Source organism: Pseudomonas fluvialis (assembly GCF_014207935.1).
In the GTDB taxonomy this organism is placed as follows: domain Bacteria; phylum Pseudomonadota; class Gammaproteobacteria; order Pseudomonadales; family Pseudomonadaceae; genus Aquipseudomonas; species Aquipseudomonas fluvialis_A.
The window spans coordinates 445,033-470,711 of record NZ_JACHLL010000002.1; the positions used below are offsets into that span (position 1 = coordinate 445,033).

Annotated in this window: 24 protein-coding genes; 12 read left to right on the forward strand and 12 right to left on the reverse strand. The window is 64.8% G+C overall.

What is annotated here, in order from left to right:
- Positions 1-62 precede the first annotated feature (62 nt).
- Positions 63-776, forward strand: coding sequence for a S9 family peptidase (locus HNP49_RS07100; protein ID WP_184681846.1), 714 nt, complete (start codon positions 63-65; stop codon positions 774-776).
- Here HNP49_RS07100 and HNP49_RS07105 read toward each other — a convergent pair.
- The 4 genes from HNP49_RS07105 to HNP49_RS07120 all read right to left on the reverse strand — a co-directional run bounded on the left by HNP49_RS07105 (position 773) and on the right by HNP49_RS07120 (position 6,792).
- Positions 773-1,864 (reverse strand): AAA family ATPase, encoded by a 1,092-nt coding sequence (locus HNP49_RS07105; RefSeq protein ID WP_184681848.1) that lies wholly within the window; start codon positions 1,862-1,864, stop codon positions 773-775. The genes HNP49_RS07100 and HNP49_RS07105 overlap by 4 nt on opposite strands.
- Positions 1,861-4,119, reverse strand: a complete 2,259-nt coding sequence (locus tag HNP49_RS07110; RefSeq protein ID WP_184681849.1) for an ATPase, T2SS/T4P/T4SS family — start codon at positions 4,117-4,119, stop codon at positions 1,861-1,863. The genes HNP49_RS07105 and HNP49_RS07110 overlap by 4 nt, the downstream gene beginning before the upstream one ends.
- A gap of 174 nt (positions 4,120-4,293) precedes the next feature.
- On the reverse strand, positions 4,294-5,607 hold the full coding sequence (gene brnQ, locus HNP49_RS07115; RefSeq protein ID WP_184681851.1) for a branched-chain amino acid transport system II carrier protein: 1,314 nt from the start codon (positions 5,605-5,607) through the stop codon (positions 4,294-4,296).
- A 165-nt stretch (positions 5,608-5,772) separates the two neighbouring features.
- Positions 5,773-6,792, reverse strand: a complete 1,020-nt coding sequence (locus HNP49_RS07120; protein ID WP_184681853.1) for an alpha/beta fold hydrolase — start codon at positions 6,790-6,792, stop codon at positions 5,773-5,775.
- Between the two features lie 207 nt (positions 6,793-6,999).
- Here HNP49_RS07120 and HNP49_RS07125 point away from each other — a divergent pair, with 207 nt between their 5' ends.
- Both HNP49_RS07125 and HNP49_RS07130 read left to right on the forward strand, forming a co-directional pair.
- Positions 7,000-7,953 carry a class I SAM-dependent methyltransferase gene (locus HNP49_RS07125; protein WP_184681856.1) on the forward strand — a complete coding sequence of 318 codons (954 nt, stop codon included), beginning with the start codon at positions 7,000-7,002 and terminating at the stop codon, positions 7,951-7,953.
- A gap of 159 nt (positions 7,954-8,112) precedes the next feature.
- A complete protein-coding gene (locus HNP49_RS07130) occupies positions 8,113-8,463 on the forward strand; it encodes a hypothetical protein (protein WP_184681857.1) in 351 nt (116 codons plus the stop codon).
- Positions 8,464-8,465: 2 nt separating this feature from the next.
- On the opposite strand, the gene metE is transcribed toward HNP49_RS07130, so the two are convergent.
- From metE to HNP49_RS07150, 4 genes are all read right to left on the reverse strand, one after another.
- Positions 8,466-10,793, reverse strand: coding sequence for a 5-methyltetrahydropteroyltriglutamate--homocysteine S-methyltransferase (gene metE / locus HNP49_RS07135; RefSeq protein WP_184681859.1), 2,328 nt, complete (start codon positions 10,791-10,793; stop codon positions 8,466-8,468).
- A gap of 129 nt (positions 10,794-10,922) precedes the next feature.
- A complete protein-coding gene (locus HNP49_RS07140; protein ID WP_184681861.1) occupies positions 10,923-12,014 on the reverse strand; it encodes an extracellular solute-binding protein in 1,092 nt (363 codons plus the stop codon).
- A gap of 9 nt (positions 12,015-12,023) precedes the next feature.
- Positions 12,024-13,133 (reverse strand): agmatine deiminase, encoded by a 1,110-nt coding sequence (aguA, locus tag HNP49_RS07145; RefSeq protein ID WP_184681863.1) that lies wholly within the window; start codon positions 13,131-13,133, stop codon positions 12,024-12,026.
- Positions 13,134-13,230: 97 nt separating this feature from the next.
- Positions 13,231-14,118, reverse strand: coding sequence for a LysR substrate-binding domain-containing protein (locus HNP49_RS07150; protein ID WP_184681865.1), 888 nt, complete (start codon positions 14,116-14,118; stop codon positions 13,231-13,233).
- A gap of 136 nt (positions 14,119-14,254) precedes the next feature.
- Between HNP49_RS07150 and metR the strand changes: the two genes are divergently transcribed.
- Positions 14,255-15,175, forward strand: a complete 921-nt coding sequence (metR, locus tag HNP49_RS07155; protein ID WP_184681867.1) for a transcriptional regulator MetR — start codon at positions 14,255-14,257, stop codon at positions 15,173-15,175.
- Positions 15,176-15,198: 23 nt separating this feature from the next.
- Positions 15,199-15,957, forward strand: coding sequence for a hypothetical protein (locus HNP49_RS07160; protein WP_184681869.1), 759 nt, complete (start codon positions 15,199-15,201; stop codon positions 15,955-15,957).
- On the opposite strand, the gene HNP49_RS07165 is transcribed toward HNP49_RS07160, so the two are convergent.
- Complete coding sequence (locus HNP49_RS07165) at positions 15,958-16,314, reverse strand: hypothetical protein (protein ID WP_184681871.1); 357 nt, start codon at positions 16,312-16,314, stop codon at positions 15,958-15,960.
- A 161-nt stretch (positions 16,315-16,475) separates the two neighbouring features.
- Between HNP49_RS07165 and HNP49_RS07170 the strand changes: the two genes are divergently transcribed.
- Positions 16,476-17,774, forward strand: a complete 1,299-nt coding sequence (locus tag HNP49_RS07170; RefSeq protein ID WP_184681873.1) for a serine/threonine protein kinase — start codon at positions 16,476-16,478, stop codon at positions 17,772-17,774.
- Positions 17,767-18,531: a VacJ family lipoprotein gene (locus HNP49_RS07175; protein ID WP_184681875.1), complete on the forward strand. Its 765-nt coding sequence runs from the start codon at positions 17,767-17,769 to the stop codon at positions 18,529-18,531. The genes HNP49_RS07170 and HNP49_RS07175 overlap by 8 nt, the downstream gene beginning before the upstream one ends.
- Position 18,532: 1 nt before the next feature.
- On the opposite strand, the gene HNP49_RS07180 is transcribed toward HNP49_RS07175, so the two are convergent.
- Complete coding sequence (locus tag HNP49_RS07180; protein ID WP_184681877.1) at positions 18,533-19,798, reverse strand: patatin-like phospholipase family protein; 1,266 nt, start codon at positions 19,796-19,798, stop codon at positions 18,533-18,535.
- Between the two features lie 49 nt (positions 19,799-19,847).
- A complete protein-coding gene (locus tag HNP49_RS07185) occupies positions 19,848-20,780 on the reverse strand; it encodes a lipid A biosynthesis lauroyl acyltransferase (protein ID WP_184681879.1) in 933 nt (310 codons plus the stop codon).
- 101 nt (positions 20,781-20,881) lie between these two features.
- On the opposite strand from HNP49_RS07185, the gene minC reads away from it, so the two are divergent.
- The 5 genes from minC to HNP49_RS07210 all read left to right on the forward strand — a co-directional run bounded on the left by minC (position 20,882) and on the right by HNP49_RS07210 (position 24,864).
- A complete protein-coding gene (gene minC / locus HNP49_RS07190; RefSeq protein ID WP_184681881.1) occupies positions 20,882-21,640 on the forward strand; it encodes a septum site-determining protein MinC in 759 nt (252 codons plus the stop codon).
- Between the two features lie 99 nt (positions 21,641-21,739).
- Positions 21,740-22,552, forward strand: a complete 813-nt coding sequence (gene minD / locus HNP49_RS07195) for a septum site-determining protein MinD (protein ID WP_184681883.1) — start codon at positions 21,740-21,742, stop codon at positions 22,550-22,552.
- The gene (minE, locus tag HNP49_RS07200) at positions 22,552-22,806 is read left to right on the forward strand and encodes a cell division topological specificity factor MinE (RefSeq protein WP_160491111.1); all 255 of its coding nucleotides are present in this window, start codon (positions 22,552-22,554) and stop codon (positions 22,804-22,806) included. Before minD ends, minE begins: the two co-directional genes overlap by 1 nt.
- Before the next feature lie 56 nt (positions 22,807-22,862).
- The gene (locus tag HNP49_RS07205; RefSeq protein ID WP_184681884.1) at positions 22,863-23,498 is read left to right on the forward strand and encodes an RluA family pseudouridine synthase; all 636 of its coding nucleotides are present in this window, start codon (positions 22,863-22,865) and stop codon (positions 23,496-23,498) included.
- Between the two features lie 76 nt (positions 23,499-23,574).
- Positions 23,575-24,864, forward strand: a complete 1,290-nt coding sequence (locus tag HNP49_RS07210) for a M18 family aminopeptidase (RefSeq protein WP_184681885.1) — start codon at positions 23,575-23,577, stop codon at positions 24,862-24,864.
- A 61-nt stretch (positions 24,865-24,925) separates the two neighbouring features.
- On the opposite strand, the gene HNP49_RS07215 is transcribed toward HNP49_RS07210, so the two are convergent.
- Positions 24,926-25,642, reverse strand: a complete 717-nt coding sequence (locus HNP49_RS07215; RefSeq protein ID WP_184681886.1) for a UTRA domain-containing protein — start codon at positions 25,640-25,642, stop codon at positions 24,926-24,928.
- Between the last annotated feature and the right edge of the window lie 37 nt (positions 25,643-25,679).

Sequence of the window (25,679 nt, forward strand, 5' to 3'; positions counted from 1 at the left end):
CCGGGTTGCTTAGCGGCTGTCAGCAGCTCCCCTCCCCGCCCGACGACGCCCGGCATGTAGCCGTGACGCTGCAGGCCGGCGACTTCGACTTGCAGGCCCTGCTGCCGCGTCAGTCTGTGAGTGGCACATTGAGGGTCTATCTGGAAGGCGACGGCCGCGCCTGGATACTCCGCGACCGCCCCAGCCAGAACCCGACCCCACGCAACTCCATGGTGCTCGATCTTGTTCGAGACGACCCTCGGCCCAGCGTCTATCTGGCTCGCCCCTGTCAGTACCTTGCAAGCCACGACTGCAAGCCCCACTGGTGGACCCATGACCGCTTCGCCCAGACGATTGTCGACAGCCAGTCCGCCGCGCTCGATAAGATCAAAGCTCGGTTGGGCAATCATGATTTCGAACTGGTCGGTTACTCGGGTGGCGCCACCATGGCCCTGCTGCTGGCCGAACAGCGAATGGATGTGCGTGTAGTACAGAGCCTGGCTGGAAACCTGGACCCACAGATGTGGGCAACCTCGCAGGGTTTGAGTGCGCTGGGATCACCAACCTCGCCTCCCCTGGCCAGCCCGCGCATTCGCCAATTGCCTCAGCGTCACCTGATCGGCAAGGACGATCGCACCATCACACCAACACTCAGCCTTGAAGCTCTGCGCAAAACCGATCTTGCACAGTGCAGAGAGTTCCACCTGCTGCCGGGTGTAAATCATCATCTAGGCTGGCAACGAGCCTGGCAGGCATTTCGTGACAAACCAATTTACTGCCCTAGGTTGCCTGACTAGAGCAGATGCCGCTGGGCATACACCTGCTGCCACTTGGCATCCTGGCGCTGGCTGATCTCGCTGTCGAAGTAGTACTTCAGGCGGCGGCGGTCTTCGGGCTTGTCCTTCAGCGCGGTGCCGATGATGAAGTGCACCAGGTCCTCGGCGCGCATCTGGTCGTTGCTGTAGTAGTGGGCATGCACGCACATGGCGTGCGCCACGTGGATGGCCTCGGCGGTGGACAGCGCCGCGCCGGCCATGCGGTGGGTGCTGCGTCCGTCCAGGCTCTGACCGCTGCGCAGCTCGTGGAACAGGGTCACCAGCACCTCAATAATGTCGGCGTCGGGCTCGATATTAAGGCCCAGATTGCTGTTCAACTGGCGCAGCTCGGTCTGCACCACGCCGATTTCATCCTCGATACGCGCAATCGGGCGGATGGTTTCGAAGCTCAGCCGGCGCTTGAGCGCCGCACTCATGCTGTGGATGCCTTCGTCGACGTTGTTGCTGGTGGCGATCAGGTTGAAGCCCGGCCGTGCATAGAGGATGCCGTGCTCGCCGGCCAGCTCGGGGATCAGGATGATGCGTTCGGACAGCACCGCCAGCAGCGAATCCTGCAGTGACAGCGGGCAGCGCGTCAGCTCCTCGAAGCGCAGCAGCTGGCCGGTCTGCATCGCCCGGTACAAGGGCCCCGGCACCAGTGCCTCGGGACAGGGGCCATGCTGCGCCAGCACACCGGGATTCCAGCTGTAGAGCATCTGCTGCAGGCTGGAGATGGCGTTGCCCTGAATGGTCAGGGTCGAGTTGCCGCAGATGGCCGCCGCCAGCAATTCCGACAGCCAGGACTTGGCCGTGCCCGGTTCGCCGGTCAGCAGGCAGCTGCGGTTGGCGCACAGGGAAATGATGGTGCGGCGCAGCTGGCCGCTTTCGCCAACGAACTTGCGCGCAATACCCAGCTCCGGCGCACCATCGATAAAACGCTCCACGGCAATTGGCGACAGACGCCAGCCCGGTGGCACCTCATGACTGTCGGTTTCGGCCAGGCGCCGCAGCTCCTCGGCAAAACGCACCTCGGCCGGAACCCGCTGAACCTTCTTGCTTGACTCGCTCATTCACTGCTCCTGATGCCGCCACGCGGCTCGGGCGCCAGGCGTTCCTCGGGGAGGATGCGTGGCAACTCGGACAGCGGAATCACGCCCTGCAGCACCAGTTCCAGGGCGCTGTCGCGCATGGTCACCAGCCCCGCATCCAGCGCCCGCCAACGCAACTCGCCGAGTGGTGGCTGACGGCTGATGACATCACGCAGCTCGCCGTTGATCTGCAGAAACTCCACCACTGCCGTGCGCCCACGGGTGCCGCGGCCGTTGCACTGCGGGCAGCCCTTGCCCACGAAGCAGCGGAAGTTGTCCGGCACCTGCTGAGGGAATAGCTCACGGAGGATCTGCGGGTCCGGCTCGGCGGGCACCTTGCAGTCCGGGCAGATGCGCTTGGCCAGGCGCTGGGCCATGATCGCCAGCAGCTCGCTGGCCAGCGAATTACGGTGCAGGCCGAGGTCGAACAGGCGCTGGATGGCATCCACCGAGTCGTTGCAGTGCAGGGTCGAGAGCACCAGATGGCCGGTCTGCGAGGCGCGCACCGCTTCCAGCGCGGTTTCGCCGTCGCGGATCTCGCCGACCAGAATCACGTCCGGGTCCTGACGCACGAAACTGCGCATGGCATCGGCAAAGGTAAAGCCGATGTTGTTGCGTACGCGGGTCTGCTGAATGTTGTCGATGGCGTATTCGATCGGGTCCTCGACGGTGATCACCTTGCGCGTGCCGTCATCGGCCAGTTCCTGCAGGCCCGCCGACAGCGTGGTGGTCTTGCCCGAGCCGGTCGGGCCGACGATCAGCACCAGCCCCGAGGGGTTGTCGAGCAGCCGGCGGTACTGGCGGGTAAGCCCCGGCGACAGGCCGAGGTCCTTGAGCGTCAGGGCATGGCCGCTCTGCGGCAGCAGGCGGATCACCACATGCTCGCCATGCAGCGAGGGCTGGGTCTGGATGCGCAGGTCGTAGCTGGTTTCGCCGACCTTCAGCCGCGAGCGCCCGCCCTGGGGCAGGCGGTGCTCGGCGATGTCCAGCTGGGCGCGGGTCTTGATCACGTTGATTACCCCGGCCAGCTCCGCCGGCGTCAGCTGGTAGTGGTGAAGGTCGTACAGATCGCCATCAACCCGCAGGCGGATGCGCACACGCTGCTGGTAGCGCTCGATGTGCACGTCGCTGGCCTTCTCGCTCACGGCATCGAACAGGATCGCCTCGTAGATGGCCACCAGATAGGGGCTGACCTGATTGTCCAGATCAGCCGCGAAGGCCTCCGCCTCACCGGCCAGCGCCTGCTGCGGCGGCGGCACATAGCCATCGCTTTTGCCGCTGATGTTGAGCACCGACCACAGACGGCGGAAGTCGTTGCTGGTCACCAGCACCTTGTCCACGCCGGTGCAGGGGTGCATCTGTTCGAGCAGCTCGCTCTTCACGTCCGGGTTGTCCGAGGCGATCACCAGGCGGCCATCGCGCTTGCACACCGGCAGCAGACGATGGTGATCGAGGAAGGTGCGCGAAAAGCTCAGGAAAAACTGTTTATCGAGCTCCTTGAACAGCTCGTCGGCCTCGGCGAAGCGGATACCCAGACGCTGGGCCAGGGCCTTGTAGGTGTTGATGTTGTCGATGTCGACATGGCGCAGGATCGAATGCAGCACCGGTTTCTTCAGCAGCCGCGCCTCGGCACGCGCCACCTCGACCACCATCTCGTCCACCAGACCGAGGTCGATCAGCGCCTCCGACGAGTCACGGCTGAAATCGATCAGCCCCAGCTTGCTGATCTGTGCCCTTCCCTGCTCGTCGGTGCGACAGAGCATCAGGTTGGCCCAGGGGCCGTTGCGCGTTCCCAGGTAATAGATGGCGCCCTGCGGGCTTAGCTGGGGCAGCAGCGACTCGGCGGTACTCAGCTCGCAGCTGCTGATGATCAGGTCATAGGGAGCCAGCTGAGGCAGGCCCTGACGCCCGTCGCCGCTGTGCAGGTGCAGATTGCCGGGCATGAATTTGGCGATATTGGCCCGGGCAATGGCGAGGATCTGCGGGTTGTTCTCGATCACCTGCACCTGACGCACCAGACGCGACAGGACCACGGCCAGGTAGCCGGAGCCGGCGCCGATCAGCAGTACCTGCTCATTGCCAGTCAGCGCCGGCAGATAACCCAGCAGCGTACGCACCACCAGGGTCGAGGGAATGCTGTGGCCGGACAGCTGGGCGCTGAGATCCGGCGAGGCGACGAACTGGGCGCGCGGAACATCCTTGAGCGCCTGCAGTGCGAGTGGGTCGAGTGCTCTCATGAACTTCCCGTGGGCCGACTGCGCGAAGGAGGATACCGGGCGCTGGCCCGGCGACTGCTGAGCCATTCTGTGGCGGCGCCCGCTGCCCTGACAATAGAGCCAGATCAAGCCGACGCCAAAGAAAACGGCCTCACTCGGGAGGCCGTTTTATCAACATGAAGAGCCCTTGCAGCGCTACTCCACTTGCAGTCCGGGAACCCCGCGCAGGCGATCGAAGACGGCCACCACCAGCAGGGTCAAGCCCACCGGCAGCAGCCAGCCGAGGCTGTCGCCGGCCAGTGGCAGCTGGCCGATGGCAGCCGGCACCCAGGACTTGAGACCCGCCGCCGCCAGGCCATCGAACAGGCCGAACAGCAAGGTCACCGCCATGACCGGGATGAACACCCGGCGCGGCTCACACCACAGGCTGCTCGCCAGGCTCAGGCCGACCAGCACGATGGCCAGCGGGTACAGACCAACCAGCACCGGCACCGACACGCTGATCAGTTGGGTGAGGCCCTGGTTGGCCACCAGCAGGCTGAACAATGCCAGAGCGATGACCACCGTGCGGTAGGACAGCGGCAGCAACTGGCTGAAAAACTCGCCACAGGCCGTGAGCAAGCCTACAGCAGTGGTCAGGCAGGCCAGAGTAATGACCACCGCCAGCAGCAGGCTGCCGGCCATGCCGAAGGTGTGCTGCACATAGCTGGAGAGAATCTGCACGCCATTCTGTGCGTCACCGGCTATACCCTGGCTGGTGGCACCCAGGTAGAACAGCGCGAGATAGACCAACGACAAGCCGACGGCGGCGATCAGCCCGGCGCTGATGGCATAGCGGGTGATCAGCGCCTCGTTGCGCACACCACGGTCGCGGATGGCGGTGGCAATGACGATGCCGAACACCAGAGCGCCGAGGGTATCCATGGTCAGGTAGCCCTGCAGGAAGCCCTGCAACAGCGGCGCCTCACGATAGGCCTGGGCACTCTCGCCGACTGCTCCGGCCGGCGCGAGCAGGGCCGCCCCGCCCAGTACCAGCAGCGCGGCCAGCAGCACCGGGGTGATCCACTTGCCGATGCGGTCGACCAGTTGACCCGGATTCAGCGCGAGAAACAGCGCCACGGCGAAATACCCCAGGCTGTACAACCCCAGCGCAAGCTGGCTGTTGCCACTGAACGGCGCCATGCCCATCTCGAAGGCCACCACCGCGGTACGGGGCGTAGCGAACAGCGGGCCGATGGCCAGATAGACCACCACCGCAAACAACAGGCCGGCGCGGCGGCCCAGCGGAGCAGTGAGTTTGTCCAGGCCGCCACCAACGCGGGCCAACGCTACCACGGTCAGCAGGGGAAGGCCGACACCGGTCAGCAGAAAGCCCAGCGCGGCGCTCCAAACCTGCTCGCCGGCGGCCATGCCGGCACTGGGTGGGAAGATGATGTTGCCGGCGCCGAGGAACAGGGCAAAGGTCATGAAGCCCAGGGCGAGCAGATCGAAACGATTGAGGCGATGCATAGAGGATTTACCACGACAGCGAGGGGGCCAACGACCGGAGCCGGCGGCGAAGGCCGCCACCTTACTGCAAGGCCCGGCGCCGGGCATGTACCGGCGGGAAGCGCGTCCGCCAGGCTAAAGCGCATGTCGCAAATCCGTAACTATCCTGACCAACCGGACAGCTCTCTACTGTACCCAGACGGCCTCGCCATCCAACCGCCCTGCCAGTTGCGGGGCCTGCACCTCCTGCGCCGCCAGGTGTGCCTGCACAGCCTGCAGCAGAGGACGCTTGAAGGCACTCTGAAAGCGATGGGCCAGCCCGGGAATCAGCACCAGCTCGCTGCCACGGATATGCGCCGCCACATGCACCCCGTGCATCACCGGCAACAGCGGGTCGGCGGTACCGTGCACCACCAGGGTCGGCACGCGCAGGCGGTTGAGCAACTCGACACGGCTGGGTTCGGCCAGCACGGCCAGCAACTGGCGCTGGATGCCCTGCGGGTAGTGCGCGCGGTCGTAGCTGCGCGCCGCCTGACGCAACAGCGCGGCGCGGTCATCCGGCACCTGCGGACTGCCCAGAGCGGCCAGCAGATCGGCTTGCTGCTCCAGTGCCACCTGACGATTGGGCGCTTCACGCCGCGCCAGCAACTCCAGCAACTGCGCCCGGGGCGCCGGCAGGCCCTGGGCACTACTGCTGGTCATCAGCAGCGTCAGGCTGCGCACCCGCTCGGGAGCCAGGTCGGCCATGTGCTGGGCGATCATCCCGCCCATGCTGGCGCCGAGCAGATGAAACTGCTCGATGCCCAACTCGTCCATCAACTGCAGGCCATCGGCTGCCATGTCGCGCAGGTGATACGGCGCCTCGACCGGCAAGCCCAGGCGGTAGCGGATGGCCGCATAGGTGAGGCTGGCCTTAGGTTCTTCCCCCTTGAGACGCGACAGGCCGACATCACGGTTATCGAAACGAATCACCCGCCAGCCGGCCTGACACAGGCTGCCCAGCACCTCGTCCGGCCAGTCGATCAGTTGCCCGCCCAGGCCCATCACCAGCAGCAGGGCCGGATCGCTGTCGCGGCCGATACTCTGGTAGGCCAGGCGCACCTCTCCCAGCTCAGCCATGGCTGTAGGGGCACGGGTATCACAGGGTGAGGCGGCAATAGCCGCCGATGCGCCCCAGAGGGCGACGATAAGGAGTAACCAGCGCATGGGGAGTCCATCCAGAGCGGAGCATTACGGCAAGCGGCAAGTCTGGCCAAAGGCCCGCCGCGGCGCTGCCACAAAGCCGTGACAATTTGATGAAGCCCGCCGAACGGTCGTGACTCGGCCCAAGCTTGCCCCGCTACCCAGTTTCAACAAGCACGCCGTGCCCTCGCCCAGTAGAATCCACGCCCCAACTCTGTCGACCCGACCGCCATGTCCAGCACTGCCTACACCACCCTGCAGCAACACCTCAGCCAGGCCCTCGCCTCGCCGCCCGGCGAAACCCGCCGCCTGTTCCACGGCCGTGGCAGGCTGTGGCCGGGACTGGAGCAGATCACGGTGGACTGGCTGCAGGGCATCGTTCTGGTGGCGCTGTTCCGCGAGCCGGAAAGCGCCGACCTGACCGCGCTCAGACAAATGCTGCTGGCGCTGACGCAAACGCCTGCCTGGCAGGCCAGCGGCGCCCACACCCTGCTGTTGCAGCACCGCTACCGTCAGCAGGACAGCGCCGAATGGCTGCTGGGTGAGGCAGTAGAACACTGGCAGATCAGCGAGAACGGCCTGCGCTACCTGCTCGATCTGGGCAGCAAGCAGAACAGCGGCCTGTTCCTCGACATGCGCCTGGGCCGCCAGTGGGTTCAGGCCAATGCCGACGGGCTCCGTGTGCTCAACCTGTTCGCCTACACCTGCGCCTTCTCGGTCGCGGCGCTGGCCGGCGGCGCCAGCCGGGTGGTCAATCTGGACATGGCCCGCGCTGCCCTCAGCCGTGGCCGCGACAACCACCGACTGAACCAGCAGGACCTCAGCCGGGTCAGCTTCCTCGGCCACGATCTGTTCAAGTCCTGGGGCAAGCTGCGCAAGGACGGTCCCTTTGATCTGATCATCATCGACCCGCCCACCTTCCAGAAAGGCAGCTTCGCCCTGACTCAGGATTACCAGAAGATCCTGCGCCGCCTGCCCGAACTGCTCAGCCCCGGCGGCAGCGTGCTGGCCTGCGTCAACGACCCGGACATCGGCCCGGACTTTCTCATCGACGGCATGGCCCGCGAGGCACCGGGACTGCGTTTTATCGAGCGTCTGGACAACCCGCCGGAGTTCGCCGACATCCACCCGGACAGCGCCCTCAAGGTCCTGTTGTTTCGCCAGCAGGAAGCCGTTCAGGAGTAATGGGCGAGTAAAGGCAGCACAACGCTGGATTTTTTGCGACACAGATCACACAATCCAGCCTGATGCCGACCACGGCAACAGAATGCAGAGCGGCACAGCCGCCGATAACTCGAACCCCGCAGGCCGGCGCCGAGCGCCGGACCGTAACAGGGCAAAACGATGGACTTCTACCGCAAGCATGCGCGCCGGATCGAACACCTGTCAGACCTGCTGCTGACCCGTGCCGAGCTGTTCATGGCCGAACAGGGCACGCCGGCACTGCCATCGGCCCTGCACGCCGAGCTCATGCAACCTCTCGATGCCGGCGACCTGCCCGCCTTTGCCCAGGCCCTGCGTGAAGCGGCCGTGCACTTCGTCATGGCCGGCAACTCCGCCGAGTTCTGGTCCCTGCTCAATGCCCTGCAGTCGCTCTGCCAGGCCTTGGAGAAAGCCCGGCACAGCCAGGCTGACGAGAGCGGTGAACGCGCACTGGATCACCTGCAAGAGCAACTCGCCAGCCAGACAGCCTGAACCTAGGCCAGCTCGGCGCGCAGCTGACGGGCCGCCGCCACCATGTTCACCAGCGCCGCTTCGGTCTCCGGCCAGGCGCGGGTCTTCAGACCGCAGTCCGGGTTGACCCAAAGCCGCTCGGCCGGCACCCGACGGGCAGCCTTTTTCATCAGACGCACCATCTCGGCGCTGTCCGGCACGCGGGGCGAGTGGATGTCGTAGACGCCCGGGCCGATCTCGTTGGGGTACTCGAAGCGCTCGAAGGCATCCAGCAACTCCATGTCCGAGCGCGAGGTCTCGATGGTGATCACGTCGGCATCCATGGCGGCGATGGACTCGATCACGTCATTGAACTCGCTGTAGCACATGTGGGTATGGATCTGCGTCTCGTCGCGCACGCCCGAGGCGCACAGGCGGAAGGCCTCGGTGGCCCAGTCCAGATAGCCCTGCCACTGGGCGCGGCGCAGCGGCAGGCCCTCGCGGAAAGCCGCTTCATCGATCTGGATGATCTTGATGCCGGCCGCTTCCAGATCCACCACCTCGTCACGGATGGCCAGTGCCAGCTGGCGCGCCTGCTGTTCGCGGGAGATGTCCGCGCGCGGGAAGGACCACATCAGCATGGTCACAGGTCCGGTCAGCATGCCCTTCATCACCTTGTCGGTGCAGCGCTGGGCGTAGCTGATCCAGTCCACCGTCATCGGCTGCGGACGGGACAAATCGCCATAGATGATCGCCGGCTTCACACAGCGCGAGCCGTAGCTCTGCACCCAGCCGAAGCGGGTGAAGGCATAACCGTCGAGCTGCTCGGCGAAGTACTCGACCATGTCGTTGCGCTCGGCCTCGCCATGCACCAGTACGTCCAGGCCCAGTTGCTCCTGTACCTGCACCGCGTGGCGGATCTCGCTGTGCATCGCCTCGGTGTATTCGGCCTGGGACAGCTTGCCGGCCTTGAACGCCTGGCGCGCCAGGCGGATGGCCGAGGTTTGCGGGAAGGAGCCGATGGTGGTGGTGGGGAATGGCGGCAGGTTGAGCAGCGTCCGCTGCCTGGCGATACGCTCGGCGAACGGAGACTGGCGCTGACTGTCCCGGGCGGTAACGGCGGCCAGACGTTTCTGTACCGCCGGTTTGTGGATGCGTGGCGAAGCGGCGCGACTGGCCTGAACCGCACGGCTCAGCGCCAAGGCATGCTCAACATCGGTGGCGTCCGGCTGATTCAGAGCACGCGCCAGCACCGCCACTTCGCGGCACTTCTGCACGGCGAAGGCCAGCCAGCTTTTCAGCTCGGCATCCAGCCCCGTTTCGCGCTCCAGATCCACCGGCACATGCAACAGTGAAGAGCTGGGCGCGACCCACAGGCGACTGCCCAGGCGTTCGTGGGCCTGCTGCAGTACCTCCAGCGCCTGCGTGAGGTCGGTGCGCCAGATATTGCGGCCATCCACCACGCCAAGCGACAGCACCTTGTAAGCCGGCAGACGATCGAGAATGGCCGGGAACTGCTCCGGCGCGCGCACCAGATCGATGTGCAGACCGTCCACCGGCAAGCCGGCGGCTAGCCCCAGATTATCTTCAAGGCCGGCGAAGTAGGTGGCGATCAGCTTCCGACCCGGCTCCTTCTGCAACAGGTTGTAGGCTCGCTCGAAAGCATTCTTCCAGTCCTGTGGCAGATCCAGCGCAAGGATCGGCTCGTCGATCTGCACCCAGTCGACGCCCTGGGCTGCAAGGCGCTGGAAAATCTCGCCGTAGACCGGCAACAGGCGCTCCAGCAGGTCAAGCTTGTCGAAGCTGTTGGTTTCACCCTTGCATTTGCCCAGCCACAGGTAGGTCAGCGGGCCGATCAGCACCGGCTTGAGGTTGTGACCGAGAGCCTTGCCCTCCTTCACTTCCTCGAACAGCTGCTCCCAGCTCAGGGCGAACTGCTGGTCAGCGGTGAACTCGGGGACCAGGTAGTGGTAGTTGCTGTCGAACCACTTGGTTAGCTCTTGTGCAAAGGCGGGCTGCGCATGCGCACCGCCGCAGCAGCTGTCCTGCGTACTCTTGTTTCCAGAGACTCCCCGCGCCATGCCGAACAGGGTGTCGAGCGTCGGCTGTCCGGCATGGGGACGGAAACGCTCGGGAATCACGCCGAACATCATCGAGTGGGTCAGCACCTGGTCGTACCAGGCGAAGTCGCCGACCGGCAGCAGTTCGATACCGGCATCCTTTTGCAGCTGCCAGTGCTCGGCGCGCAGGCGGGCGCCCACGTCACGCAGACCAGCTTCGTTCAGCTCGCCTTTCCAGTAGGCTTCCAGCGCCTTCTTCAATTCGCGGTCGCGGCCAATGCGCGGGAAACCGAGGTTGTGGGCCAATGCCATGGGTGTCTCTCCTTGTCTGTGGATGGCGACATTCTCGGCAGCCAGACAAAGTGAGACAAACTCAATAAATTCTTGATTAACTCAAGTTTCATTCATGAAAGAGGCGCCTAGCGGCGCCCCTCCCACGCATCAGGTCCCGGATTTGAACCGGCTGAATGCCCGCGTCAGCGCCCGGTTGAACGCCTTGCCATTGTCATTCTTGGTGTAGAGCGTGGCCCGCACCTCGGCCGGCGGATAGGTGCCGGGGTCGGCCAGAATGGCAGGATCGACCGTCTTGTCCGCCGCCGGCACCGCGTTGGCATAAAACACCGTGTTGGTGATGGCCCCGATCACCTCGGGGGTCATCAGGTGATCCATCAGCGCCAGCGCCGCCTCAGGATGCGGCGCATCCTTGGGAATGACCATGGCATCGAACCAGATCAGCGCCCCTTCGCGCGGGATGCTGTAGCTCAGCGAATAGGGCTTTCCGGCCTGCTGGGCCTGGCCGGCGGCGATGCCGACGTTGCCGTTCCACGACATCGCCAGGCAGGTGTCGCCGTTGGCCAGATCGGCGATGTTGCGGTCATTGTCGAAGTAGCGAATATGCGGCCGCACCTGAGCCAGGTGTGCCTCGACCTTTTTCAGGTCATCCAGGTTCTGCTTATTGATATCCAGCCCGAGGTAGCGGAAGGCAGCGGCAAACACCTCGTTGGGATCGTTGAGGTAGCTCACCCCGCAGTCGGCAAACTTCGCCACCACCTGTGGGTCGAGCAGCATGGCCCAACTGTCCACCGGTGCCTCGGGCATGCGCTTGGCGATGGCCTCCTGCTGATAGCCGAAGCCGGTGGTACCCCACAGGTAGATGCCGGCATAGCGGTTGCCCGGGTCGAAGGCCGCCATGTGCCTGGCAAACTCCTGCCCGATGCCGGCGAAGTGCTGCAGCGCGGCCTTGTCCAGCGGCTGCAGCGCACCGCTCTGAATGGCCCGCTGCAGATGCTGGCCGGCGGTCAGCACCAGGTCGTAGCCGCTGCGGCCGGTGAGCAGCTTGGTTTCCACCGTTTCCAGCGAGTCGAAGTGATCGACCACCACCTTGATGCCGGTCTTCTGCTCGAAGGACGACAGGGTGTCCGGCGCCAGGTACTCGTTCCAGATATAGAGGTTGACCTGTCTGGCGGGCTCGGCCGCCTGCGCACACGCGCAGACGGACAACGCCAGGGCCAGCCATGAGGCGGGCAGTTTCATGGTGGCCTCCTAGCGCTTGGGCGCGGCGTATTGCGGCGAGGTGATGCAGGCGACGTTACCGCCACCGAGCAGGATCTCGCGCGAATTCTGGATGCCGAGAATGCGGTGCTGGGGGAACAGCTCGGCCAGGGTCGCCTGGGCGATGCGGTCATTCGGATCGTTGAACAGCGGCACGACGATGGCCGAGTTGCCGGCGTAGTAGTTGATGTAGGACGCGCAGATCTGCGTGCCGGCCTGACGGGTGTGGGTGGCGTCATCCTGGTCCAGGCCCTCGGCTTCTTCCGCCGTCCACTCCAGCACGCGCGGCTGCGGCAGCTTGTGAATCTCCAGCTCGCGGCCCTGGGCATCGCGGGTGCTGCGCAGGATGTCGTAGGCCTCCTGGTAGATTTCCCACTGCGGGTCGCTGCGGTCGTCGGTCCACTGCATCACCACCACACCAGGGCGGACGAAGCAGGCCAGGTCGTCGATATGGCCGTCGGTTTCATCGAACTTGCAGCCGCGCGGCAGCCAGATCACCTGCTCGGCGCCCAGGTAGTCCGAAAGGCGCCGGGTCATCTCATCCTTGCCCAGGTGGGCGTTGCGGTTGCGGTTGAGCAGACACTGCTCGGTGGTCAGCAGGGTGCCCTGGCCGTCGCTCTGGATGCCGCCCATCTCGGCGATGAAGGGGGTGCGGTAGCGGTCGAAGCCCTCGATCTCGAGGATCTTCTGGGCGATCTGATCGTCCTTGTCCCAAGGGTAATAGAGACCGCCATCGAGGCCGCCGTAGGCGTTGAACTCGAAGTCCACGCCACGCACCTCGCCGGTCGCGTCGTTGAGCAGAAAGGCCGGGCCGCTGTCGCGGAACCAGGTGTCGTTGCAGGTCATTTCCACCACCCGCACATGGCCCGGCAACTGGCGGCGGGCATTGGCGTACTGCGCCGCCGAGGCGCAGACGGTGACCGGCTCGCTGCTGGCGATGGCGGTGACAATTTCGACCCAGACCTTCTGCGCCGGTTTGCCGCCGTTGCGCCACACGTCCGGGCGCTCCGGCCAGCCGAGCCAGCAGCGGGATTTGGGTTCGAATTCGCCGGGCAGGCGGAAGCCGTCGGCTTTGGGGAGGGAAGTCAGGGTACGGGCCATTGCAGGGGACTCATCGGTGGCGGTTGGATGAGCCGACAGTACCCGCGCCAGAGCGTCCGCGACCAATGACCATTATCGCGGAACCATTGAATTCAATTCACAGATCAACCAACTGATCAGTGAACCATTCAATGAACTGCGCCACCGCCGGTTTGTCCAGCCGCAGGCGTTCGCAGACCAGCGCGTACTGCCCGAGCGACGCCACCTGCGCAGCGAACGGCCGCACCAGACGGCCGCTGGCCAGGTCCTCGGCGCTGGTCAGGTTGTCGCCGATGGCCACGCCCTGCCCGCGCGCGGCGGCCTCCATGGTCAGCCCGGCATGGCCCAGGTACAGATGGCGCACCGGCTGGATGTCGCCGGCATGGGTAGTCAGCCAGGCGGTCCAGGTCTTGCCGTCCTGGTCGTCGTGCAGCAGGCAATGGCGGGCCAGATCGCGCGGGTGTTTGAGCGGCTGCTGGTTGAACAGCCCCGGGCTGCACACCGGGAAGAACTGCAGGGTTGGCAGCGGCCGCACGAAGTAGGCGCTGGCATCCTCGGGGCCGGTGCCGTAGGTGATCGCCAGGTCGATCTCGGCCCCCGGCAGCGCCGCTTCCAACGGCTGCTCATGCAGGTGCAGGGTGATCTGCGGGTGACGCTCGGTGAAGTCGGCCAGCCGGCCGATCAGCCATTTCTGCGCCAGCTCCACCGTCACCGCAATGCGCAGCTGCGCCTGGGAACCGGGGTCGCGCAGCTCGTCGCAAGCCTCTCCGATCAGCTCGAAGGCCTGCTGCAGGCTGCGCAGCAGGCGCCGCGCGGCCGGCGTCGGGCGCACCTGCCGCCCCTCCCGTTCGAACAGCGGCGTACCGAGCTGCTCCTCCAGCTGGCGGATCTGGTGGCTGACCGCACTGTCGGTCACACAGAGCTCGGCCGCCGCACGGCCGAAATGGGCATGGCGGGCGGCGGCCTCGAAGGTGCGCAGGGCGGTAAGCGAAGGCAGACGGCGCATGGACGACTCCGGAAACGGACAGGCCCGCATGCTGGCCCAGAGCAGGGCTTCGGGCAAGCGCTCGACAGCCCGGCCATCTTGAAGGAAACTCACCTCAATCGCGAAAAGCCATAAGTTTTACTCACCGAGGCCTGACATGCTCGAACTGCGCCATCTGAAAACCCTGCACGCTCTGCGCGAGGCCGACAGCCTGGTGGAAGCCGCCGAGCGCCTGCACCTGACCCAGTCGGCGCTGTCGCACCAGTTCAAGGAGCTGGAGAGCCAGCTGGGCCTTTCGCTGTTCATCCGCAAGACCAAGCCGGTGCGCTTCACCAGCGCCGGCCTGCGCCTGCTGCAACTGGCCGACAGCCTGCTGCCCCAGCTGCGCGCCGCCGAACGCGACCTGGCCCGGCTGGCCGGTGGAACGGCCGGGCGACTGCACATGGCCATCGAGTGCCACAGCTGTTTCCAGTGGCTGATGCCGACCATCGACCAGTTCCGCGATGCCTGGCCGGAGGTGGAGCTGGATCTGGCCTCGGGCTTCTCCTTCGCTCCGCTGCCGGCGCTGGCCCGCGGCGACCTGGATCTGGTGGTCACCTCCGACCCGGTGGACATGCCCGGCATCACCTACGTGCCCCTGTTCACCTACGAGGCCATGCTGGCGGTGGCCAATCAGCACCCGCTGGCCAGCAAGCCCTACGTGGTGCCGGAAGACCTGGCGCGGGAAATCCTCATCACCTACCCGGTGGAGCGCGACCGGCTGGATATCTTCACCCGCTTCCTTGAGCCGGCCGACGTCGAACCGGCACAGGTGCGCACCTCGGAACTGACAGTGATGATGATGCAGCTGGTGGCCAGCGGCCGGGGCGTCTGCGGCCTGCCCAACTGGGCGCTGCATGAGTACAGCTCGCGCGGCTACGTGACCGCCAAACGTCTCGGCGACAAGGGCCTGTTCGCCACCCTGTATGCCGGCATCCGCGCCGACATGCTCGACGCGCCGTTCATGCGCGACTTCCTGCTCACCGCCAAGGACACCTCGTTCGCCACCCTCGAAGGCGTCAGCGCCGCGCGCAGCTGAGCCTTTCCCTGCAAGGATGCAGCATGAAAGCATTGCAAGACCCGCATCTGGAAACTCCCCACGGCAACGCGGCCGTCTGGCGCTACATGGCGCAGTGGAAGCTGGAGAAACTGCTGCAGGACCGCGCCCTGTTCTTCCCCAACGCCAGCCGCCTGTCCGATCAGTACGAAGTGTCGATTCCGGCCAGCACGCTCAAGGCCAAGCGCGATGAACTGGCCGCCAGCGGCCTGCAGGGGCAGAGTCTGGAGGCCGCACTGGCGGCCTTTCACTGGGAGTGCAACCCGCTCAAGGAGCAGGTGCTGGTCAATTGCTGGTCGCTCAGCGCCCACGAATCCTACGCATTGTGGAAGATCTACCTGGGCGGCGAGCGCAACGGCGTGGCCATCCGCAGTACGGTCAGCAGCCTGCGCCGCGCCCTGCTGCAGGGTGACGATGACTACCCGCAGGATTTCTACCTGGCCAAGGTGCAATACCGGCGGCATCTGACTGTGGCGCAGACGGAACGCCTGGCGGTGATCACCACCAAGAAGCCGTTCTACGATTTCGAAAAGGAACTGCGCCTGTTCATCCTCGATGGCCAGGACAATCGCCCCAAAGGCCAGCATGCCCCCTTCGATGCCAGTCAGGGGCGCAACGTGCGGATCGACCTGCCGCTGCTGATCCAGCAGGTCTATGTCTCACCTTTCGCCGACCCCGGCTATGCCGAACAGGTCAGCCAGCGACTGCATGAGGCAGGGCTCAACCCACTACTGCTGCGCCAGTCGGAAATTCGGGATCGCTGATCAGGCTTTGCGCACCAGGCGCAGGCCCGACAGCACCACGGCAAAGACCGCCAGGCTGGCGCTGTACAGCACCAGTGCCGGCAAGGCGAGAAACAGGCCGAGCACAGCCAGCCACCAGCCAGCTGCGCGCGGCAGGAAGAAGGCAAGAAGGGAGGCCAGCAGCGCCGCGCCGGCAATCACCCGGAAGTGAATCAGCAGGCCCAGCGCAGCCCGCACCTCGCACTGCCAGAGCCCGGCCTGCTCCACGCACAGCCCGACCCATTTGGCATCCTCCATCAGGGCAAAGCGCACGCCATAGCTGGCGGCCAGCCACAGTGGCACGAGGAGCAGAAGGATCAGAGCGGAACGGCGGGTCATGCGATAACTCCGGGGGTGGCGGGGCGGTATGCAACGGGCGCCAAGGATACCGGGCGACCACGCCACTGCAAACCGCAGACATGCGTTAAACCCACCCTCCTCCCACTTGCGCCGGAACACCAGAGCAGGTTCACTGCGCCCTTCTATCACGGAGGATCACCATGCCCCTTTACCTGCGCCTCGCAGCACTGGCTGTCACCAGCTGCCTGAGCCTGATGGCCGCAGCAGAAACTTCTGCGCCTGCCGCCTATGGTTTTCCCATCGACAATCCATTCGAAGCCACCATCGCCGGCACCCCGGCGGAGCTGCGCCCGGCGCTGCCCAGCGACGACGATATCGACCAGGGCGACTACAGCCTCAATCTGCTGCCCCAGCGCGAAGCCAAGCTGCCGTCCAACTTCTGGCCGGTCAAACGCCTGAGCTACCGCCTGGCCCGTCAGGCTGGCCCGGCGCCGCTGATCTTCATCATTGCCGGCACCGGCGGGCACTACAGCGGCGGCAAGATGGAGTTCCTCAAGCGCCTGTACTACGGCGCCGGCTACCACGTGGTGCAACTCTCCTCGCCGACCAGCTACGACTTCATGGCCGCCGCCTCGCGCCATGCCACGCCGGGCTTCAGCGTGGAGGATGCCAAGGACCTGTACCGCGCCATGGTCGCCATTCGCGAGCAGCAGGAGAGCCTGAAAATCACCGAGTTCTACCTGACCGGCTACAGCCTGGGCGGCCTCGACTCGGCCTTCGTCAGCCATCTCGACGAACAGGAGCGGGTGTTCAACTTCAAGCGCGTGCTGCTGATCAATCCACCGGTCAACCTGTACACCTCGGTGAGCAATCTGCAGTTGCTGGTGCAGAGTGAAGTGCCGGCCGTGCGCAACCAGGGCAGCTTCTTCGAATCGCTACTGGGCAAGCTCACCCACTACTTCCAGGACAAGGGCCATATCCAGATGGATGACGCCCTGCTCTACGACTTCCAGGAATCGAAGGAACGCCTGTCCAACGAAGAAATGGCCATGCTGATCGGCTCGTCGTTCCGCTTCACCGCCTCGGACATCGCCTTCACCTCCGACCTGATCAACCAGCGCGGTTTCATCACCCCGCCGCACTACCCGCTCGACGATGGCACCAACCTGACGCCCTTCTACAAGCGCGCCCTGCTCTGCGATTTCGACTGCTACATGACCGAGCAGCTGATCCCGTTCTGGCGTAAGAAATACGACGGTAGCGGCCTGCAGATGCTGATCCAGCAGACCAGCCTGTACGCCCTGGAAGACTACCTGCGCCAGTCACCGAAGATCGCCGTGATGCACAACGCCGACGACCTGATCCTCGGCCCTGGCGACCTCGGTTTTCTCAAGCGCACCTTCGGCGAACGCCTGACCCTTTATCCGCGCGGCGGCCACTGCGGCAATATGGACTACCGCGACAACAGCCAAGCAATGCTGGAGTTCTTCCGTGGCTAAGTACCTTTTCCTCGCCCTGCTCCTGACCGCACCGCTGGCCCAGGCCGAACATGGCGCCGACGCAGACGGCTACACCCGTCCGCTGGAGCACCTGAAGATCAATCCGGCGCTGGACCAGCGCGAGTTCGAACGCTCGACCCTCGACGCTCTGGATATCTACGACCCCTGGGAATCGTGGAACCGGCGCGTTTACCACTTCAACTACCGCGCCGATCAGTGGGTCATGCTGCCGGTGGTGCGCGGCTACGAGAAAGTCACTCCGGGCCTTGTACGAACTGGCGTGAGCAACTTCTTCAGCAACCTCGGCGACGTCCCCAACCTGCTCAACAGCCTGTTGCAGCTCAAGGGCAAGCGTTCGATGGAGATCACCGGTCGCCTGCTGTTCAACACCACGATCGGTGTATTCGGTCTGTGGGACCCGGCCAGCCGCATGGGCCTGGACAAGCAGAGTGAGGATTTCGGCCAGACCCTGGGCTTCTACGGCATGCCGGACGGCCCGTTCGTCATGCTGCCGCTACTGGGCCCGTCCAACCTGCGCGACACCGGCGGTCTGGTGGTGGATTTCGCCGCCGAGAGTCAGGTGAATTTTCTCAATGTGGCCGAGGTCAGCAGCGATCACCCGGAAATCACCCTGCTGCGCGCTATCGACAAGCGCTACAGCACACCGCTGCGTTACGGCCAGCTGAACAGCCCGTTCGAGTATGTGAAGCTGCGCTACGTCTACAGCAAGGCACGAGACCTGCAGATCGCCGAATGACTCAGCGAGCGCCGGGGTTCATGGCCTCGGCAACATTCTGCAGCGGGCTCTCGGCCACCCGCGGCTCCACGCCCAGATTGATCACCGGCGCCGGCATCTGTTGCAGGCCGAGAAAACGGCAAAGCTCGTCTTTCTGCCCCATGGCATCCTGATAGCCCAGTTCGATCAGCTCGTTGCAATAACCCGGCTCGAACAGCAGGTAACTGAGCACCCCGGCACCACTCGCCCGCGTCGCCCCCGGCCCGCGCAGGAACAGGCGCAGGGCAGCCGGCAACTCCCGCCGATGGCGCGCGGCGATCTGATCCAGCGGCCGGCTGGGCGAGATCACCAGCACATCCACTGGCTTGCTGCCCAGGCCCTTGCTGCGGGCATCCGGCGGCACCAGCCGCCCCAGATGGTTGATGCGCTCCAGCAGTTCGATGTCGCTTTCCAGATTGTCGATGAAGGTGCTGTTGAGCATGTGCCCGCTGATCTGCGCCAGGGTCGGCGGTTTGCCGGTCTGGTTGCGCTGCGTCGTCTCGGCACTGGTCCGCGCGTTATTGCTCACCCCCACGACCAGCACACGGGTCGCACCCAGGTGCAACGCCGGGCTGATCGGCGCCGACTGGCGAACCGCACCATCGCCGAAATACTCGCGGTTGACCCGCACCGGCGGAAAAATCAGCGGAATGGCCGCGCTGGCCATCAGGTGCTCGATACCCAGACGGGTCGGCACCCCGACCCGACGATGGCGGAACCATGGGTCGATCGCCGCACGCCCCTGATAGAACGTCACCGCCTGGGCCGACTCGTAACCAAAGGCCGTCACTGCAACCGCCCGCAACCGCCGCCGCGCCACGGCCGCGGCAATTCCGGAGAAATCCAGCTCGCGGCTGAGCAGCTCGCGCAGCGGCGCGTTATCCAGCAGCGCCACCGGCACGTCGCCACCCAGGCCAAGCATGCTGTGACCGACGAAACGCGCGCTCTGCTGCAATACGCCGGCCCAGTCGCTGCGGTACACATTGTGGGTGTGAAAGCCCTGCCAGACCTGGGTCAGGCGATGAATCGCCTCGGTGAAATGCAGGGCACCGCAGGCCAGGCCGACGGCATTGATGGCACCAGCCGAGGTACCGACGATGACAGGAAAGGGATTGTGCGCGGCATCCGGCAGCAGGTCGGCAATGGCTGCAAGCACGCCGACCTGATAGGCGGCGCGGGCACCACCACCGGAGAGGATGAGGCCGGTTATGGAACGACCTTGGCTGGGGCTGTCTGTCACGTCGGGCATTTCCTTGTGCTATGCCGCGAGTATAGCCAAGCCCCCTGGCGTCGCCGTCCTAGCCTTTCTTGCGGTACAGCTTTGCCTCACCGGCCGGGCGGGTCTTGAAGCGCCGGTGCGCCCACAGGTACTGCTCGGGCTGCTGGCGGACGACCTGTTCGATCCACTGGTTGATGCGCAGGCAGTCCGCCTCTTCATTCTCCCCGGGAAAATCCTTCAGCGGCGGATGAATGGTCAGCCGATAGCCCTGACCATCCGGCAGACGACTCTGGGTAAAGGGCACCACGATGGCCTTGCCCAGCCGTGCAAACTTGGTGGTGGCGGTGACGGTGGCTGCCTGGATGCCAAACAGCGGCACAAACACGCTGTGCTGTGCGCCGTAGTCCTGATCCGGCGCATACCAGATCGCCCGGCCATTGCGCAGTACCTTGAGCATGGCACGCACATCGTCACGCTCAATGGCCGTCGCGTCACGGTTATGCCGCTCGCGGCCGCGGCGCTGGATATAGTCGAACGCCGGATTCTTGTGCTCGCGATACATGCCATCGATGGTTTGCACCTGCCCAAGCAGCGCCGCCCCGATTTCCAGCGTGGTGAAGTGCACAGCCATCAGGATCACGCCCTGCCCTTCGGCCTGAGCCTGCCTGAGCACCTCCAGCCCCTCGATATGGCCCAACCCGGCCAGACGCTTCCGCGACCAGAACCAACCCATGGCCGTTTCAAAAAATGCCATGCCGGTGGAAGCAAAGTTTTCCCGCAGCAGACGCTGTCGCTCGGCAACGGACAACTCGGGAAAGCACAGTTCCAGATTGCGTTCGATGATGTGTCGCCGCGATGCCGCCAGGTGATACATCAGCCAGCCCAGACCGCGTCCCAGCGCCAGCAGCCAGCGATACGGCAACTGCACCACCAGCCAGAGCAACCCCATTCCCAGCCATAGCGGCCAGAAACGCGGATGCAGGAAATAGATACGAAAAGCCGGACGATCCATCACGAAATCCGAAAAGACGACAAAGGCGCGCATTCTACATGGCTTGCGACCGACAGGGCTTCTGGTTATAAGTCGTGGCCATTTGTACCGATGGGCGATCCATGAGCCAGCCAGACCTTCTCGACCAAGACCCCGTATTCCTGCTCAAGGGCAGCATGCTGGCCACCACCATTCTCGAGCTCAGCCATAACGACCTGGCCCGCCTGGATCGCCAGCTGGAAGAAAAGGTGGCGCAAGCCCCGGCCTTCTTCGAGAACATCCCGCTGATCATCGCCGTGGACAAGCTGCCCGAGGCTGAGGGCCAGATCGACCTGGCCGCCCTGATGCAACTGTGCGGCAAACACGGCCTGCGCACCCTGGCCCTGCGCGCCGGACGCGAGGAAGACATCGCCGCCGCCAGCGCCCTTGAGCTACCGGTGCTGCCGCCGTCCGGGGCGCGGGAAAAACTGATCGAACTGGTCGAGGCCCGCCAGGCGGCTGCCGAAGCGGTCGCCCCGGCCGAGCCGGAAAAACCCAAAGAGCCGGAACGCAAGCCGAGCAAGGTGATCAACCACCCGGTCCGTGGCGGCCAGCAGATCTATGCCGCCGATGGTGATCTGGTGGTACTCGGCCCGGTCAGCGCCGGCGCCGAGCTGCTGGCCGATGGCAACATCCATATCTACGGCCCCATGCGCGGCCGTGCCCTGGCCGGCGTCAAGGGCGACACAGGCGCGCAGATTTTCTGCCAGCAGATGGGCGCGGAAATGCTCTCCATCGCCGGAATCTACAAGGTCGCCGAGGACCTGCGCCGCGACCCGCAATGGGGGCGCAGCGTGCATGTCAGCTTGTCGGGAGATGTGTTGAACATCACCCGCCTTTAACGGATACTGCGGCCAATTTTCAAGGACCACGAAGGCATTCGGAAGCCAGTAGTTCGGCTCGGAAATGCCCGATTTTTCATATATTTGGGGTGAATCACCTTGGCCAAGATCCTCGTAGTCACTTCCGGCAAGGGTGGCGTGGGCAAAACCACCACTAGCGCCGCCATCGGTACCGGCCTCGCCCTGCGCGGGCACAAGACCGTCATCGTCGACTTCGACGTCGGTCTGCGTAACCTCGACCTGATCATGGGCTGCGAGCGTCGCGTGGTGTATGACTTCGTCAACGTCATCAACAACGAAGCAACCCTGACCCAGGCCCTGATCAAGGACAAGCGCCTTGAGAACCTGTACGTACTGGCCGCCAGCCAGACCCGTGACAAGGACGCGCTGACCAAAGAAGGCGTGGGCAAGGTTATCGACGAGCTGTCGCAGAACTTCGAATACGTGATCTGCGACTCGCCGGCAGGCATCGAGACCGGCGCGCACCTGGCCATGTACTTCGCCGACGAAGCCATCGTCGTGACCAACCCTGAAGTGTCTTCGGTTCGCGACTCCGACCGCATGCTTGGCCTGCTGGCGAGCAAGTCGCGCCGTGCCGAACAGGGCCTGGAGCCGATCAAGGAGCGGCTGCTGCTAACCCGCTACAACCCGGAGCGCGTCACCAAGGGCGAAATGCTCGGCGTGGAAGATGTCGAGGAAATCCTCGCCATCAACCTGCTCGGCGTCATCCCGGAATCCCAGGCCGTGCTGAAAGCCTCCAACCAGGGCGTGCCGGTGATCCTCGACGAACAGAGCGATGCCGGCCAGGCCTACGGCGATGCCGTTGACCGCCTGCTGGGCAAGGATGTACCGCATCGATTCCTCGATGTGCAGAAGAAAGGACTCATGCAACGCCTGTTTGGAGCGCGCTAATGAACATTTTCGACTTCTTTCGTGAACGCAAGAAGGAAACCCCTGCGTCGATTGCGAAAGAGCGTCTGTCGATCATCGTCGCCCATGAGCGCGGCCAGCGCAGCCAGCCGGACTACCTGCCGGCCCTGCAGAAGGAGCTGGTCGAGGTGATCCGCAAGTACGTCAACATCGACCAGGATCAGGTGCAGGTCGCTCTGGAAAACCAGGGCAGCTGCTCCATTCTGGAACTCAATATCACCCTGCCGGATCGTTGATTCGTCCAGGGTAAGCAACGGCGGCCAAGGCCGCCGTTGTCATTTGTGGAACGCCCATGCCGCTGTCGAATGTCGAAATCATCCATCAGGACGCCGCCCTGCTGGTGATCAACAAGCCCACCCTGCTGCTCTCGGTACCAGGCCGCGCCGAAGACAACCGCGACTGCCTCGTCACCCGCCTGCAGGAAAACGGCTACCCGGAAGCGCGCATCGTCCACCGTCTGGACTGGGAAACGTCCGGCATCATCGTGCTGGCCCGCGATGCCGACAGCCACCGCGAACTGTCCCGCCAGTTCCACGACCGCGAGACCGAGAAGGCCTATACCGCCCTGTGCTGGGGCCAGCCAGACGCCGACAGCGGCAGCATCGACCTGCCACTGCGCTACGACCCGCCAACCAAGCCACGGCATGTGGTCGACCATGAACTGGGCAAGCACGCGCTGACCTACTGGCGCGTGCTGGAGCGTTGCGGTGACTACTGCCGCGTCGAGCTGACGCCCATTACAGGCCGTTCGCACCAGCTGCGCGTACATATGCTGTCGATCGGCCACCCGCTGCTCGGCGACGGTCTGTACGCCCACGAACAGGCCCTGGCCGCCTGGCCACGCCTGTGCCTGCACGCCAGCTTGCTCAGCCTGACCCACCCGCAAACCGGCGAGCGGATGCGCTTCGAGAGCCCTGCCCCCTTCTGAAGACTGGCTGAGCCTTCATGACTCCGCCGGGCCGGGCAAATCCTTTACACTGCGCGCATCCCGTCTGGAGTCCGTTATGCGCGAAGAGCTGAATCAGGGCCTGATCGATTTCCTCAAGGCCTCGCCTACCCCCTTCCACGCCACCGCAAGCCTGGCTCAACGCCTGGAAGCGGCCGGTTACAAGCGCCTCGACGAGCGCGACGCCTGGCCGGTGCAGCCGCACGGGCGTTACTACGTCACCCGCAACGACTCCTCGATCATCGCCATCAAGCTCGGCAAGCGGCCGTTGCTCGAAGGCGGCCTGCGTCTGGTCGGCGCCCACACCGACAGCCCCTGCCTGCGCGTCAAACCCAACCCGGAACTGACCCGCCAGGGCTTCTGGCAGCTGGGCGTGGAGGTCTACGGCGGCGCCCTCTACGCGCCCTGGTTCGACCGCGACCTGTCGCTGGCCGGGCGCGTCACCTACCGCACCGCCGGCAAGGTGGAAAGCGCACTGATCGACTTCCAGGTACCGCTGGCGGTCATCCCCAACCTGGCGATCCACCTCAACCGCGAGGCCAATCAGGGCTGGGCGATCAACGCACAGAACGAACTGCCACCGATACTCGCCCAACTGAGCGACCCGAGCGCGGCCGACTTCCGCGCCCTGCTGGCCGACCAACTGGCCCGCGAGCACGACCTGGCCGCCGATGCCATCCTCGATTACGAACTGTCGTTCTACGACACCCAGAGCGCGGCGGTCATCGGCCTCAACCGCGACTTCATTGCCGGTGCCCGCCTGGACAACCTGCTGTCCTGCTACGCCGGCCTGCAGGCCCTGCTCGACTCCAGCGACGAAGAAAGCGGCGTGCTGGTGTGCACCGACCACGAGGAAGTCGGCTCCTGCTCGGCCTGCGGCGCCGACGGCCCGTTCCTGGAGCAGGTATTGCGCCGCCTGCTGCCGGAAGGCGATGCCGTGGTGCGCATCCTCCAGCGCTCTCTGCTGGTATCGGCCGACAACGCCCACGGCGTGCACCCCAACTACGCCGACAAGCACGACGCCAACCATGGCCCCAAGCTCAACGCCGGACCGGTGATCAAGATCAACAACAACCAGCGCTACGCCACCAACAGCGAAACCGCCGGATTCTTCCGCCACCTGTGCCTGGAAAACGAAGTACCGGTGCAGAGCTTCGTGACCCGCAGCGACATGGGCTGTGGCTCGACCATCGGCCCGATCACCGCCAGCCAGCTGGGCGTGCGCACCGTCGATATCGGCCTGCCGACCTTCGCCATGCACTCGATCCGCGAACTGGCCGGCAGTCACGACCTGGCGCACCTTGTGACCGTGCTGCGCGCGTTCTACAACAGCGCCGAACTGCCGTAAGGCCTTTCAGCTGCGCATGAAAAAGCCGGGCATGCCCGGCTTTTTGCTGTATCAGGACCTTTTAGTCCGGCACTTCCACGCTGACGTGAATGGCGTCATGCCGCCAGTACTCCACATCACAGTCGATCACCCGCCCATGCTGATCGCGGTTGACCCGGGTGATCAGCAGCGCCGGGCTACCGGCGGTGACCTTGAGAATGCTGGCCGCTTCCGCCGGCAGGGCGGTGGGCACCATGTCGAAGGCCACCCGACCGTAGCGAATGTCGTAGTGACTGGCATAAAGGTCGGTCAGGGAGCGGGTCAGGTCAAAATCGAGAATGCCAGGAAACACCTGCGGATTGAGGTAGTGCTCGACATACAGCACCAGACGCCCGTCGATCCGCCGCGCCCGGCGAATCTGGATCACGCTGGACAACGCCGGCAACTCAAGGCGCGCGCACATCTCGGCCGGCGTCGGCACGATACGCGCACTCAGCACCTCGGTCTCCGGCACCCGCCCCTGCTCGCCAACCATGGCGTGAAAATGGCTGCGTACCAGCGGGTTGTAGGCGATCCGCGGCGGCGAAACGAACCAGCCACGGCGGTCCTCGCGATAGATCAGGCCCTGGGCCTCCATCTGCCCCAGCGCCTCACGCAGCGTGATGCGGGTGGTATCAAACACCTCGGCCAGCTGGCGCTCGGCCGGCAATTTGCCGCCCTGGGGCAACAGGCCGCACTCGATCTGCTCCTGCAGGGCACGGCAGATGGCGGTCACCGTGCGGGGCGCTTCTTCGCGCATGGATACAGCTCCATATTGGACTAGACCAAAAAGCATA